Below are 14,203 nucleotides of genomic sequence, written 5' to 3' on the forward strand. Positions count from 1 at the left end.
GCTACTCGCGCCTGTATACATTGTAATCGAAAAAGCGCAGGAGTTCTTCACCCTTTTCCAGTTCCGCCAGGGAGCGGAAGGTGATCCGCAGCACGCCCAACATATCTTCCCGGGTTTCCCTGATTTGGATGTTGGTGATGTTGATCTGCTTGGCACCAAGCAGGGTGGTGATCCGTCCGATCTCCCCCGGATGGTCGGGAATGTCGATGTACAAGTCGTACAGCGGCGGCAGCGCTCCCTTTTTCCGCTCCGGCAGTCCGTCGCGGAATTCGCGTGCCGACTTGAAAAACTGCTCGATGCGGTCGGCGTCTCCCTCGCGGACCAATGCCATGACTCCGTCCAGCGCCCTGGCCCAGTCGTCGGCGATTTTCAGCAAGTGCTCGCGGTTGTTCAGGAGCACATCCCGCCACATGCGCGGGTTGCTGGACGCAATGCGGGTGATGTCGCGAAATCCTCCGGCGGCCAGCCTGTGGTGCCAAGGGTTTTCGTTGTCATACCCGGCCACCAGATTGACCAGGGCGGAAGCCAGGATATGCGGAAAATGGCTGACTGCTCCCACTACCTGATCGTGTTCGTCCGGGTCCATCCGCACCACTTTGGCACGGGTCAGCGCCAGCAGCTTCTCGAGCCGCTCCACCTGCTCCTCCGGTGTCCCCGGCGCGGGCGTCAGCACGTAGTACGCATTTTCAAACAGACGATCCGAAGCCGCTTCCACGCCCGACTTGTGCGAGCCGGCCATCGGGTGACCGCCGATGAACGTCACATCGGACGGGATATGTGCCTCGGCAAAGCGGACGACGCCCGATTTGGTGCTGCCCACGTCCGTGACGATGACGCCGGGCTTCAGGTCCAGATTGCGTAGTCGGTCCAGTGTGGCATATATCTGTTCCACCGGCACGGCGAGAAAAATCACGTCCGCTTCCCGCACGGCCTCCTGCAGGTCGGTCGTGCCCGCGTGAATGACGCCGAGTGCCAACGCCTTGTCCAGAAAATCCTGCCGGACGTCGAAGCCGATGATACGGTTGTGCTCATCCCCACGCAGGGCAAGTGCGATCGAACCGCCGATCAACCCGACGCCGATTACAGTGATGGTTGTCGTATTCATCTCCACTGTCTATCCTCTCTGTGTACGTGTAGACAAAGATGCCGGACGAACGCCGGCATCCTCGTCGTTATTTCAATGCGCCAGCCACGATGCTGCCAAGCGCCTGCAAAACCTTCTCGTTTTGTTCCGCCGAGCCGACCGTGATCCGCTGATATCCGGGGAAACCAAGCGCCCGGCCGGAGCGCACGATGATTCCCTGCTCCAGCAGCTTGCGGAAGACAGCGTCGGAGTCCTGCTGCAAATCGACCAGGACAAAGTTGGTCTGGGACGGAAAATACGACAGTCCCCACTCGTCAAAGCGGTCGGTCAACTGCTTCATGCCCTCCCGGTTGCGCTTGCGGCATTCCTCCACGAACGCCTGGTCCTGCAGCGCGGCGCGGGCGGCTGCCTGAGCCAGGGTATTGGTGTTGAAGGGTTCACGCACATGGTCGAGGTGGCCGACAATCTCTTCCGACGCGATGCCGTATCCGATCCGAAGCGCCGCCAGACCATAAATTTTGGAGAACGTGCGCAGGATGATCAGATTGGGGTAGTGCTCCAGCATCGGCACGGTTTGCGGATAGGCCGGGTCCACCACGTACTCGTAATAGGCCTCGTCCAGCACCACCAGGACGTCCTTCGGCACTTTTTGCAAAAACGCCTCCAGCTCGTCACGCGTGACGATCGTTCCGGAAGGATTGTTGGGGTTGCACACCCAGACGACGCGCGTCTGATCGTTGATCGCCGCCGCCATCGCTTCCAGATCGTGCACGCCGTTTTTCAGCGGCACCTCGATCAGTTCCGCGCCCTCGATGATGGCATTGGAGCGGTACTGCGAAAAGGTGGGCGTCGCCATCACCGTGTTGGTGCCTTGCTCCAGATAGGCGCGGGCGATCATCTGCACCACTTCGTCCGAACCGTTTCCGAAAATCAACTGCGCAGGCTTGACGCCGATAAACTCTGCCAACTCCCAACGAAGCATGAGACTGGCGCCGTCCGGATAGATGGCCAGCGTATCCAGTTGGGCGGCAATCGCTTCTTTCGCCTTCGGTGAGCAGCCAAACGGATTTTCATTGGACGCCAGCTTGATTACTTCCGTCAGTCCGAATTCTCGTTTCACATCGTCGATCGGCTTCCCGGGCTGATACACCGGGGCGCCGAGAATGCGCTGTTTCGGCAGCATCTGGTCTCACTCCAGTCAAGTCGCATTTTCCCCTTATTGTAGCGCACCGGCCAGCCGTTGTACAAACGTTTTTATTTTTTTGACACCCTGTTTTAACTGTTTGGGATCGGACAGCAGCTCCAGATGCCGTTCCATCTCCTGCACGATCGCACTGCCGACGATTACCCCATCCGTGTGCTGTGCCACCGCCCGAACCTGCTCGGGTGTGGAGATGCCGAACCCGACAGCCGTGGGCACGGAGGTGCTCGTCTTGACCCGCTGCAAAAACTGGGCAAGATCCTCACGCAGGCTGTCGCGGGCGCCAGTCACGCCGAGCGACGACACGCAGTACAGAAATCCGCTCGCCTGCGCGCCAATTGTCCGGATGCGGGATTCCGATGTGGGGGCTACCAGCGAGATGACATGCAGCCCGTGCGCTTGGGCAGCAGCCACTGCCGGCCCGTTTTCCTCCACCGGCAGGTCAGGAATGACGATGCCGTCCGCGCCTTTTTCCGCCAGTACGGCAAAGAAGCGCTCCACGCCGTACTGCAGGACCGGGTTGTAGTAAGAGAAAAGCACGATCGGCACCTGCATCCCGGATGCGCGCAGGTTGGCGACCAGTTCCAGGGCGTCGTCGATCGTCACCCCGTTTGCCAGTGCCCGTTGGGAAGCGCGCTGAATGGTCGGGCCATCCGCCAGCGGGTCCGAATAGGGAACCCCCAGCTCCAGCATGTCGGCTCCCGCTTCCACCAGGGCGTGCGCAATCTGAAACGTCGCGTCAAGGTTTGGGTCGCCAACCGTGATGAACGGGATGAAACGCTTGCGGCTGCTGTCGGCAAACAGCCGGTCGATTCGATTCACGGGCGCTGTCATTGTGCGTCTCCCCCTCTCGGTTCGTCGTCAAGCGCTGCCTGGATCGTCGCCACGTCTTTGTCTCCGCGGCCTGACAGACAGATGACCAGGACTTGATCCGCTCCCATCTGCGGCGCCCGTTTGATCGCCTCGGCAACGGCGTGGGCGCTCTCCAGAGCCGGGATGATCCCCTCCGTCCGGCAAAGCAGTTGAACCGCCTCCAGCGCCTCCCGGTCCGTGACGGAGGTGTACTGCACCCGTCCGGTTTCCTTCAGGTAGGCGTGCTCGGGTCCCACGCCCGGGTAATCCAGCCCGGCCGAGATGGAGTGCGCCTCCTGCACCTGCCCGTACTGATCCTGCAAAAGATACGTCATCGCGCCGTGAATCACGCCGGGCCGTCCGAGCGTAAGCGTCGCCGCATGCTTGTCGCTGTCCAAGCCATGTCCGGCTGCCTCCACGCCCCGCAGGGCAACATGTTCGTCCTGCAAGAACGGGTAAAACATGCCGATCGCATTGCTTCCTCCGCCCACGCAGGCAATCACTTCATCAGGCAGGCGTCCCACCTGTTCGAGAATCTGGCTGCGCGTCTCTTCGCCGATGATTTTCTGAAACTCCCTCACCATGTAGGGATACGGATGGGGGCCTACGACCGAGCCGATCACGTAAAACGTCTCATCCACGTGGGAGACCCAGTAGCGAATCGCTTCGTTCGTCGCGTCTTTCAGGGTGCGGGTGCCGGTCACGGCGGGAATGACCTCCGCACCGAGCAGCTTCATGCGAAACACGTTCAGCGCCTGCCGTTTGATGTCCTCTTCGCCCATGAACACCTTGCAGGACAGCCCCAGTTTGGCGGCGACCGTGGCGCTGGCCACACCGTGCTGCCCTGCCCCGGTCTCGGCGATAATGGACGTCTTGCCCATCCGCTTGGCCAGCAGACCTTGTCCCAGTGCGTTGTTCAGCTTGTGGGCACCGGTGTGGTTGAGATCTTCCCGCTTCAGATAGATACGCGCCCCTCCCAGCGCTTCCGTCAGTTTGTCAGCGTAGGTCAGAGGAGTCGGCCGTCCGGCGTATTCGCGCAACAACTGCCCCAGCTCAGCGCGAAACGACGGATCACGCCGCGCCTCTTCAAATGCCTGTTCCAATTCCGCCAGGGCGCTCATCAGCGTCTCCGGCACAAACTTGCCGCCAAATGGTCCAAAGCGTCCATGCTTGTCAGGCACGGTACGCGTTTCCTTCTGTGATACGGTCATGTTCCCTCACCCTCTCCACGAATTGTCTGATTTTCTCCGCGTCTTTTTCTCCGTCGCTCTCCACGCCGCTGGACACGTCGATAATTGCGGGCCTATATCTGCCCACCAGCTCGGCTACGTTGTCCGCGTTGATGCCGCCTGCGATGATGCAGGGGGCAGGTGCCGTCCATTTGCGCAACAGGGGAATCTGCTCCCAGGAAAAGCGTTTGCCCGTGCCGCCCGCCTGCCGGGGATCATAGGTGTCAAACAAAAACGCGTCGGCTGCTCCCCGGTACGCGTCCACGACATTCTCCAGCGGCTCGCCGCCCCCGACTGCCAGCGCTTTCCAGACCGGCAGGGAAAACCGCTGCCGCACGCTCTCGCAAAAGGCGGGGGATTCCTGCCCGTGCAGTTGAATCACGGCAAGGGGGGCATGGGTCAGCACGTGCTCCAGCTCCGCTTCCGTCGGGTTGACAAACACCCCGACCGCCGGCGGATGATCCGGCACGGCCGCGAGCAGCGCCCCCGCCGTCTGCGCGTCCACTCGTCGCCTGCTTTCCGCAAATACCAGTCCCACGTAGTCAACATCGAGCCGGGCCAGCAGGCGAAGGGTCTCCGCCCGCTTGACGCCGCAAATCTTGATCCGCGTCATGACCGCACCTGCGGGCTGGCGCCTTCCCGCTCACCTACCAGTTGGATTACGGCTTTGCCCACATCCTCGTGCCGCATGAAGTGTTCCCCGACCAAGATCGCCCGCGCGCCCGCCTGCCGCACTTCCTCCACGTCCGCCGGTGAAGAAATGCCGCTTTCGCTGACAGTGAGAACACCGGATGGGATCTCCGCCGCCACCTCACGGGTCACAGCCAGGTCTGTCCGGAACGTCCGCAGGTCGCGATTGTTGATGCCGATCAGCATCGGTGTCACATGGCGAAACACCATCTCCAGCTCACGCCGGTCATGTACTTCGATCAGCACGTCCATGCCGAGCGCTTCCGCCGCCTGCGACAGATCACGAAGCTGCTCCCCTTCCAGAATCGCCGCGATGAGCAGGACGCAATCGGCGCCACACGCCCGGGCCTCGGCGATTTGCCACTCGTCGATAATAAAATCCTTGCGCAGCAGCGGTTGGTCCACGGCCGTGCGGATGTTTCGCAAATACTCGGTCTTCCCTTGAAAAAAGGGTTCGTCCGTCAGTACGGAGATGCACTCTGCACCGGCAGACGCGTAGGACCGAGCGATTCCCACCGGGTCAAAGTCAGGCCGAATCACACCTTTGGACGGCGAAGCCTTTTTCACTTCCGCGATGACGCTGACCGGCCGCGTGCTGTCTGCCAGTGCTGAACGGAACCCGCGCGGTGCGGGCATGTGTTTCGCCTCGTCCAACAGGGACTGCAGGGTCGTGGAAGCGTGCAGTCTGGCCACCTCTTCTCTTTTGGCCTCGACGATCCTACGAAGCATGTATCATCCCTCCCGCCACCTGCCGGATTTGTTCCAGTTTACGCTGGACCGCGCCGTCGTCGATCAGTTCCGCGGCCCGGATCACCCCTGCCTCGATGCTGATTGCGCGATCCGCCAGGTACAGGATGGCACCCGCGTTGAGCAGGACGATGTCACGGGCGGCTCCCCGCTTGCCGGCGAACACTTCGCGGATGATCGTCGCGTTTTCATACGCGTCGCCGCCGCGCAGTTCCTCCATCGGATACCGTCTCAAACCGAACTGTTCGGGCACGATCTCGTACGTGCGGATCTCACCGTCGCGCAGCTCGGCGATGCTGCTCGGACCCGTCACGGTCAATTCGTCAAGGCCGTCAGCACCGGCCACCACCAGGGCCCGTTCCACTCCCAATTCGCGCAGGACGGCCGCCACGGTGGGGAGAAGCTGTCTGTCGTACACGCCCAGGAGCTGCCGCTTGGCCCCCGCCGGATTGGTCAGCGGTCCCAACAGATTAAACACCGTCCGCACCGCCAGTTCTTTTCGCGGGCCGGCTGCGTGCTTCATCGCCTGATGGTAGAGCGGCGCAAACAGGAAGCACAGATTGGTCACCCGTAGGCAGTCGGCCGCCGCTTCCGGCGTCAGTGTGATCGGAATGCCCAACGCCTCCAGCACGTCGGCGCTGCCGCTCTTGCTGGAGACAGCCCGGTTGCCGTGTTTCGCGATGCAGACACCGTCACTCGCCGCCACGATGGCGGCTGCGGTGGAGATGTTGAACGTATGGGCACCGTCCCCGCCTGTGCCGCACGTGTCCATCAATCCCGGCACTTCCAGCGGGAACCGGACCGCCCGCTCCCGCATGGCCTGAACAAACCCGATAATCTCCTCCACCTGTTCCCCTTTCAGCCGCAGTCCGGCGAGGAAGGCACCGATCTGGGCGGGGGTGGCTTTGCCGTCCATGATCTCGCCCATCGCCTGGCGGGCGGTCAGACGGTCCAGATCGCGTCCGCGCAATATGTGTTCCAACGCTGTGGTCAGCATGGCTGTTCCTCCTTTGGGGCAAACAACTGCTCCGCCTTCTCCAACGCGGAGAGCATGGCTGCCGCTTTGTTCACTGTTTCCTGATACTCGTTGGCCGGGACGGAGTCGGCGACGATGCCGGCGCCCGCCTGCACGTAGGCGTATCCGTTCTGGAACAGGAGGGTGCGGATCGTAATGCAGGTCTCCAGCGTCCCGTCAAAGCCGAAATAACCGATCGCCCCGGCGTACAGATGGCGCGCGTCCGGCTCCAGTTCGGCAATGATTTCCATCGCTCTCAGCTTGGGCGCGCCGGACACCGTTCCCGCCGGGAAAGCGGCGAGCAGCGCGTCGAACGGATGCAGTCCCTCGCGCAGCTCTCCGGTCACGTGGGAGACCATATGCATGACGTGGGAGTAATGTTCGATGACCAGTGCTTCCTCGACGCGAACGCTGCCGTACCGGGCGACACGTCCCACGTCGTTGCGTCCCAGGTCAAGCAGCATGTAATGCTCCGCCCGCTCCTTGGGATCAGCGAGGAGATCGGCGGCCAGGGCCTCGTCATCTTCCGCTGTGCGCCCTCGCCTGCGCGTGCCGGCGATCGGCCGCATCTCCACCCGGTTGTTTTCGACCCGGACCAGCAGTTCTGGCGACGTACCGACGACCGTCTCGCCTTCGTATTGCAGGTAGTACATGTACGGCGAAGGGTTCAGCGTGCGCAGCAGCCGATAGACGGCAAACGGATCGACGTCCGTGCGCACGCGGAAACGCTGGGAGATCACTACTTGAAAAATGTCACCGGCCGCGATGTACGCCTTGGCACGCTCCACCATCTGTTCAAACTGCTCCCGGCTCATGTTGGGCTCTGGCTTTAGCTCGCCTTGCGCGCCGGTGCCAACGGAAATTCGACTGCCGTCCGTCTCGACCGGAGCGGTCACCTGTGCGGCAAGTTGCTCCAGCCGGCTGCAGACCTGTTGGTATTTGCGGGCGATCGTCTCCGGCGAATCATCCGGGTCGACGTGCAGATTCACGATCACCTGGATCTCCTGCTTGAGATGGTCAAACGCGATCAATTCATCCACGAACCAAAATCGCATGTCCGGCACATCCAGGCTTTCCTGACGGTGGTAGGGCAGATTTTCAAAGTAGTGCAGGGTGTTGTATCCAAAGAACCCCACGGCCCCACCGCACAATCGGGGTGCTCCCTGCAGTTTGGGACTGGTGTAGCGGGACGTCTCTTCGCGTAAAAAGTGAACGGGATTGCCGTAAAACGTCAGCCTATCCCCTCCGCGGCGGCGGACAGTAATCTGCTCCCCGCGGGCCTCCACCGTTTGAAACGGATTCATGCCGATGAACGAGTATCGGGCCCAGCGTGTTCCGCCTTCCACGCTTTCCAGGAGAAACGAATCATGCGTGCGAATTTTCTGGTAGATTCGGATAGGCGTCTCCTCATCTGCCAGCACGGTCAAGCGTACGGGAATCAGGGAATGGTTGGCCGAAAGAGATTGGACTTCAGCCAGGGTAGGGGAATACATCTCTTTTCTCACCTCTCGCCGCGTGGTGCCCTGCACGCCTGAAAACACAGGCTTTACATGCACCCGCACGTTTGTCAGGTGAAGAGATAGGGGGAGAAAAAGAAAAAAATCCAGGAAGAGTCCTGGATTGGTCTGTACGAATCCATCCGGCTCGCTCTTCTCTCCTCTGCCCAACTCTTCTCAACTCTGCTCTGCTCACTCTCAACTCTCAGCCGGTATTTTGCATTACCGGTAAAACGAGGCGTTCTCGTTTCGTTTTATGGTAATCGAGAACGCCCACATTGTCAACCACGATTTGACAAATCGGGACGAAGCTGTACGGCATCGCGCATGAACACGTGATGGATTTCCGAGGCCGCCTTGCTCGTGTTGACGTGCATCATTACGCGGATACAGCGAGGCAGACTGCCCGGCACGGGAATTTCCCGGGCGCACATCAGCGGCACGTACTGCCACCCGTCCAAGAGGCGCGCCGCCTGCGCCGGAAATGCCGCCTTGATGTCCTCCGTCGTGGTGATGAAAACGCTGGCGATGTCGTCAGCCCGTACGCCGTTTCGACTGACCATCTCCTCCAGCAGCAGCTTGGTGGCGGAAACGATCTCTGCCTGTGTGTCGTTTTCAATCGTGATCGCTCCCCTGATTCCTCGCACTCCCATCTCTCTATGCCCCCGCTTCTTTTTTCATCGCTGTCAATATCTCTTGTTCATCCACGTCTTTGACCAGTTCCACCTTCCCGATGGCCCGCGGCAGCACCAGGGCCAGCTTGCCGCCGACGGCCTTTTTGTCCCGCTTCATGACATCCAGCACCGCTTCCGGCTCCAGGCCGTCTGGCCAGTCAGTGGGCAGGTGGAAGAGGTGAAGCAGCCGTTTTGTCCGTGCATAAACGCCTGCTTCAGCAAAACCGATGCGCTCAGCCACTTTGGCCGCCAGGCACATGCCGATGGAAATCGCCTCTCCGTGGTTCAACACGGCGTATTCGCACAACGCTTCGAACGCGTGGCCAAAGGTGTGCCCCAGGTTGAGCAGCGCGCGCTGTCCCTGCTCTGTCTCGTCAGCCGAGACGATCGCTGCCTTGATCGCGCAGCCCCGGCGTATGGCGCGGCCCACCCGTTCAGCATCAAGCTGCCACAGGCTCGCCGCATGTTCCTCCAGCCAGTCGACGAATGACGCGTCGGCGATCAGCCCGTGCTTGATCACCTCGGCAAAACCAGCCGCCACTTCCCGCTCGGGCAGCGTGCGCAGCGCGGCCGTATCATACAACACCAGCCGCGGCTGGTGAAAGGCGCCAATCAGATTTTTGCCCAGCGGATGATTGATGCCCACCTTGCCGCCTACCGAACTGTCGTGCGCCAACAGCGTGGTCGGCACCTGCACAAAGGCGATGCCCCGCATGTAGGTGGCGGCAACAAAGCCGGCCAAGTCACCGACCACGCCGCCTCCCAGCGCGAGAATGGCTGATTTTCGGTCCAGCCCCGCCTCGATGGCCCGGGTCAGCACCTGTTCATAGACCGCAAGACTTTTCGACTGCTCCCCCGGAGGAATTACGCAGTCCGCCACCCGATAGCCTGCCGTCTCCAGCGCCTGTTTCAGCGGCTGCAGATAGCGCGGGGCTACGTTCTCATCGGAGATGACAAACAACCGGCTCGTTGGAGATATGCCCGCATCCTGCACCAGGGCCGCCACCTGCTGCATGACACCATCGCCGATAACGATGGGATACGTGCGCTCTCCCAACTCTACGTAAAGGGTTTCAACCGCCATCAGAACCGCTCCGTGTATGCGCGATACTGGCGCACGTTTTCCAGCATGTCGTCCAGTGAGTCGGAGGGGAATTTTTCGCACATGGCGCGAGCGATTTCCCAGGCGACCACCGCTTCGGCCACGACGCTGGCGGCAGGAACGGCGCAGCTGTCCGAACGTTCGATGCTGGCGGAGAACGGTTCCTTGGTGTCGATGTCCACGCTCATCAAAGGTTTGTACAGCGTCGGAATCGGCTTCATCACCCCGCGCACGACAATCGGCATGCCTGTGGTCATGCCGCCTTCCAGGCCGCCCGCGTTGTTCGTCTTGCGGCTGTATCCGGTGTCCTGGCTCCAGACGATCTCATCGTGCACCTGGGACCCTGGCAAGCCCGCGGCGCCAAAGCCAATCCCGATCTCCACACCTTTGAACGCCTGAATGCTCATGATCGCCTGAGCCAGCCTGCCGTCCAACTTTCGGTCCCACTGGACGTGGCTGCCCAGCCCGATCGGCACGCCTTCCACGATTACTTCGACGATGCCTCCAAGCGAATCGCCGTCCTGTTTGGCCTGGTCAATGGCCGCCATCATGCGCTGCTCCGCTTCCTTGTCCAGACAGCGCACGGGGGATTCCTCGGAACGCGCGATCAGTTCGTCCAGCGTGACATCCTGCCGGTTGGCCACCACATCACCGATCTGCAGCACGTGACCGCCGATCCGAATGCCAAACGCGGCCAGGAGCTGCCGGGCGACAGCACCGACAGCGACGCGGATGGCTGTTTCCCGCGCGCTGGAACGTTCCAGAATATTTCGCATATCCCGTTGATGGTATTTGATCGCGCCGTTGAGATCGGCATGACCCGGACGGGGACGGGAGACGCGACGCTTCTCCTCCGCTCCTTCCACCGGCTCGGCACTCATGATACCCTGCCAGTGCGTCCAGTCTTTGTTTTCCACAACCAGCGTGATCGGCGCGCCTGTCGTGTACCCGTGCCGAACGCCGGAGAGCACTTTCACCTGGTCTTTTTCAATCTGCATCCGCCGGCCGCGTCCGTGTCCCTTTTGCCGTCTTGCCAGCTGTTCGTTGATGGCTTCGACAGAAAAGGGCAGGTTGCTCGGAACCCCTTCAATTATGGCAGTGAGCTGCGGCCCGTGAGATTCCCCTGCAGTCAAGTATCGCATCTCTCTCTTCCTCCATCCTCAGGCAGCATTTCCTTCTCTGACTACGGATGCTGTCCTTTATCACTTTTAAGCGTTATAATATCATACCTGTCAGTCCGTGCAAATACAAAAGTGACGAATTGTCCCGACGCCCTTGGCAGACAGGCAAAACGCTTCTCCCTCGCAGGAGAAGCGTCATCGAATTGGCGGAGCTCACATGTGAGAATCGACCGTCAGAAACGAGGAAAGCGGCCGCCGCAGGTGATTCGCGCGGACGAGTTTGTCCAACTGCTCCTTTTCCGCACCGAGGATTTGCCCGCACTCTTGCAGCGTGATCAAACCGCGTCGGTATGCTTCGATGACCTTTTGCTTGTCCATCTGCTTCCTCCCTTTTTGGTAGATAGCATGGTAGATAGCATTAGTGTTGGGAAAAAACAACAGGGATATACCAAGCTGCGTCCGCTTCAGCCCATTTTCCGATAAAAAAACGTGTCTTCCGACTCCAATTGATACTGCTGCGGCTGGAAAATCTGCTCCGTGCTTCCGACGAACAGCACCCCGCCCGGTTTTAGCGCCCGGCTGAACTTGTGGTACAGCTCGTGCTTCGCCTCCTCGGTGAAGTAGATCATGACGTTGCGGCAGATGATCAGGTCGAATTGGGAGTCGAACGGATCAGCCAGCAAGTTGTGTTTGCGGAACGTCACCCGGTTTTTCACCTCGTCGGCAATTCGGTAGCTCATCGTGTCCTTGACAAAGTACTTGGCCAGCAGATCCTTGGGACAATCCTGCAGCGATCGCTCCGTGTAGACCCCTTGTTTGGCCTTGGCCAGCGCCCCTTCGTCAATGTCGGTGGCGAGCAGTGACGCCTCCCAGCGGTTGCGCATCAGGATCAGAGTCAGCGTGTACGGCTCTTCGCCCGTGGAGCAGGCGGCGCTCCAGCACTTCAGCCGATGCGACTGCTTGACCAGACGGGGCAGAATTTTGTGTTCCAATACTTCCCAGCGGCCCGGGTTGCGGAAAAATTCGGACACGTTGATCGTCATCCGGTCGAGGAATTCGTAGAACAGGTCCTTGTTCTTGGAGATGGCCTCAAAGTACTGGGCAAACGTGGGATAGCCCCGCTTCAGCCGGAGCGAGGTCAACCGCCGCTTCATCTGGGCTTCTTTGTAAAGGGCGAGATCGATTCCTGTCAGTTTCTTTACATTGGCGATAAACTGGAGAAAGTCCTTGTCTTCCATGATTGCGAAAATACCCCTTTTACGTGTGGTGAGGCGTACCCGCCAGCAAGCGCTGTTCGATTGACCGCGACAAACGCCCCCTGAAAAGACCATGCTTCACACAGCGGGGACGGCGCTTGTTGCCGCTTATCCATGCGATTCGCTCTTTTTCTGCAAAATCCTGCCGATTTTTGTTGACATTTGGCGAAAAAAAGAAAAAAGACCCCGCATGCGGAGTCTTTCCCCTATCCCGCTTAGATCCAGCGTTGGATTGTTTTTTCGTAGGAGAGTACTTCCCCTTCGTTGAACCAGAGTGCGATTTCGCGCTCAGCGCTTTCCGGGGAATCGGAACCGTGGATGATGTTCATGCCCACGGACGTAGCGAAGTCACCGCGGATGGTGCCCGGTGCTGCATCTGCCGGGTTGGTTTTGCCCATCATGGCGCGTGCAGTCGCAATCACGTTGTTGCCCTGCCATACCATGGCAAAGACCGGGCCGGACGTGATGAAGTCGACCAGTTCGCCGAAGAACGGGCGTTCTTTATGTTCAGCGTAGTGCTTCTCAGCCAGTTCGCGGCTAACGTTCATCAGTTTCGCCCCTACCAGTTGGAAGCCTTTTTTCTCAAAGCGGGAAACGATTTCCCCGATCAGGTTGCGCTGTACGCCGTCAGGTTTCACCATCAGAAACGTTTTTTCCATCGTAAGTATGCCTCCAGTACCGCTATGTATTGGTGCTTGCACACCAACGAAAATTTTATCAAAAGAAAGTGGGGCAAGCAACAGCCCCCTTGTGAAAAAACGATTAAAATTTCCGGTTCACCATGAAATTGGCGATGCCAAGCAGGGACTTTTTGGTCTGGTTGTTCGGCAGTCCGTCCAGCGCCTCCCGTGCACGGGCAATGTACCGCTCCGCCAGCCCCTGGGCATAGGCGATGCCGTCGTCGTTTCGCACCAGTTGAATCGCTTCATCTACGTGATGGTGGAGCGTATTGTCGCGTATCCACGCCTGAAAGCGGTCGCGCGACTTGCCGAACCGGGCGGTGTACATCGCCGGCAGCGTAATGTTTCCCTGACGCAGGTCGCTGCCTGCCGGTTTGCCCAGCTGCTTTTCCGTTCCGGTGAAGTCGAGGATATCGTCGGTAATTTGAAACGCCATCCCCACGTTGTAACCGTACCGGTACATTTTGCGGACCAGTTCGGGACCTGCACCGCTGGCAATCGCCCCCATCTGGCAGCTAATGGCGATCAAGAGCGCCGTCTTCCGCTTGATCCGGCGCAGGTAAGTGCGGAAGTTCTGCTCCCAGTTGTTCAGGTCGCGCACTTGTTCGATCTCGCCCTTGACCACTTCCACGATCGCGTTGGCGAGAATCCGGTGCAGCTCGGGAATGCGCAGCTCAGCCGCGATGGACAGTGCCCGGGCGAAAATGTAGTCCCCCGTGTACATCGCCACCTTGTTGTCCCATTGGGTGCGCACGGTGTCTCGCCCGCGCCGCTTGTCCGCATCGTCGATCACGTCGTCGTGCACCAGCGTCGCCATGTGGATCAGCTCCAGCGGTACTGCCACGTGCTTCAGCCGCTTCACGTCGTAGTTGCCCCACTTTCCGCCGAGCAGCACAAACACCGGGCGTATCCGTTTTCCCCCCGCCTTGAGCAAGTGTGTGGACGAGAGGTACAAGTCCCGCACACTGGTATCGATGGACTGTTCCAGTTCCTTTTCGATGTACTGGACGTCGTTTTTCAGTTGAAAGTAAATATCGACAAGGTTCATCCGCTCCA

Annotated in this window: 15 protein-coding genes; all 15 read right to left on the minus strand. The window is 60.0% G+C overall.

Annotated elements, in window-relative coordinates; all coding sequences use genetic code 11:
* Position 1: 1 nt before the first annotated feature.
* The 15 genes from KDN35_RS02690 to KDN35_RS02760 all read right to left on the minus strand — a co-directional run bounded on the left by KDN35_RS02690 (position 2) and on the right by KDN35_RS02760 (position 14,195).
* Positions 2 to 1,105, minus strand: a complete 1,104-nt coding sequence (locus KDN35_RS02690) for a prephenate dehydrogenase (protein WP_171564968.1) — start codon at positions 1,103 to 1,105, stop codon at positions 2 to 4.
* Positions 1,106 to 1,172: 67 nt separating this feature from the next.
* Positions 1,173 to 2,267 (minus strand): histidinol-phosphate transaminase, encoded by a 1,095-nt coding sequence (gene hisC, locus KDN35_RS02695; protein WP_212132013.1) that lies wholly within the window; start codon positions 2,265 to 2,267, stop codon positions 1,173 to 1,175.
* A gap of 33 nt (positions 2,268 to 2,300) precedes the next feature.
* Positions 2,301 to 3,119, minus strand: a complete 819-nt coding sequence (gene trpA / locus KDN35_RS02700; protein WP_171564970.1) for a tryptophan synthase subunit alpha — start codon at positions 3,117 to 3,119, stop codon at positions 2,301 to 2,303.
* Positions 3,116 to 4,348 (minus strand): tryptophan synthase subunit beta, encoded by a 1,233-nt coding sequence (trpB, locus tag KDN35_RS02705; protein ID WP_171564971.1) that lies wholly within the window; start codon positions 4,346 to 4,348, stop codon positions 3,116 to 3,118. The genes trpA and trpB overlap by 4 nt, the downstream gene beginning before the upstream one ends.
* On the minus strand, positions 4,311 to 4,979 hold the full coding sequence (locus KDN35_RS02710) for a phosphoribosylanthranilate isomerase (protein ID WP_171564972.1): 669 nt from the start codon (positions 4,977 to 4,979) through the stop codon (positions 4,311 to 4,313). The genes trpB and KDN35_RS02710 overlap by 38 nt, the downstream gene beginning before the upstream one ends.
* On the minus strand, positions 4,976 to 5,785 hold the full coding sequence (gene trpC / locus KDN35_RS02715; RefSeq protein ID WP_171564973.1) for an indole-3-glycerol phosphate synthase TrpC: 810 nt from the start codon (positions 5,783 to 5,785) through the stop codon (positions 4,976 to 4,978). Before trpC ends, KDN35_RS02710 begins: the two co-directional genes overlap by 4 nt.
* Complete coding sequence (gene trpD, locus KDN35_RS02720; RefSeq protein ID WP_171564974.1) at positions 5,775 to 6,800, minus strand: anthranilate phosphoribosyltransferase; 1,026 nt, start codon at positions 6,798 to 6,800, stop codon at positions 5,775 to 5,777. The genes trpC and trpD overlap by 11 nt, the downstream gene beginning before the upstream one ends.
* On the minus strand, positions 6,794 to 8,311 hold the full coding sequence (gene trpE, locus KDN35_RS02725; protein ID WP_171564975.1) for an anthranilate synthase component I: 1,518 nt from the start codon (positions 8,309 to 8,311) through the stop codon (positions 6,794 to 6,796). The genes trpD and trpE overlap by 7 nt, the downstream gene beginning before the upstream one ends.
* A gap of 284 nt (positions 8,312 to 8,595) precedes the next feature.
* Positions 8,596 to 8,967 carry a chorismate mutase gene (aroH, locus tag KDN35_RS02730; RefSeq protein ID WP_171564976.1) on the minus strand — a complete coding sequence of 124 codons (372 nt, stop codon included), beginning with the start codon at positions 8,965 to 8,967 and terminating at the stop codon, positions 8,596 to 8,598.
* Positions 8,968 to 8,971: 4 nt separating this feature from the next.
* Positions 8,972 to 10,072 (minus strand): 3-dehydroquinate synthase, encoded by a 1,101-nt coding sequence (gene aroB, locus KDN35_RS02735; protein ID WP_171564977.1) that lies wholly within the window; start codon positions 10,070 to 10,072, stop codon positions 8,972 to 8,974.
* Positions 10,072 to 11,232, minus strand: coding sequence for a chorismate synthase (gene aroC / locus KDN35_RS02740; RefSeq protein ID WP_171564978.1), 1,161 nt, complete (start codon positions 11,230 to 11,232; stop codon positions 10,072 to 10,074). Before aroC ends, aroB begins: the two co-directional genes overlap by 1 nt.
* A gap of 192 nt (positions 11,233 to 11,424) precedes the next feature.
* Positions 11,425 to 11,589 carry a hypothetical protein gene (locus tag KDN35_RS02745; protein WP_171564979.1) on the minus strand — a complete coding sequence of 55 codons (165 nt, stop codon included), beginning with the start codon at positions 11,587 to 11,589 and terminating at the stop codon, positions 11,425 to 11,427.
* 86 nt (positions 11,590 to 11,675) lie between these two features.
* Positions 11,676 to 12,449, minus strand: a complete 774-nt coding sequence (locus KDN35_RS02750; protein WP_212132014.1) for a CheR family methyltransferase — start codon at positions 12,447 to 12,449, stop codon at positions 11,676 to 11,678.
* A gap of 233 nt (positions 12,450 to 12,682) precedes the next feature.
* Complete coding sequence (ndk, locus tag KDN35_RS02755) at positions 12,683 to 13,126, minus strand: nucleoside-diphosphate kinase (protein WP_029099606.1); 444 nt, start codon at positions 13,124 to 13,126, stop codon at positions 12,683 to 12,685.
* A 103-nt stretch (positions 13,127 to 13,229) separates the two neighbouring features.
* Positions 13,230 to 14,195 (minus strand): polyprenyl synthetase family protein, encoded by a 966-nt coding sequence (locus KDN35_RS02760; protein WP_171564981.1) that lies wholly within the window; start codon positions 14,193 to 14,195, stop codon positions 13,230 to 13,232.
* Between the last annotated feature and the right edge of the window lie 8 nt (positions 14,196 to 14,203).

The sequence above is a fragment of the Brevibacillus sp. NL20B1 genome (assembly GCF_018195675.1).
Taxonomy (GTDB): domain Bacteria; phylum Bacillota; class Bacilli; order Brevibacillales; family Brevibacillaceae; genus Brevibacillus; species Brevibacillus aydinogluensis.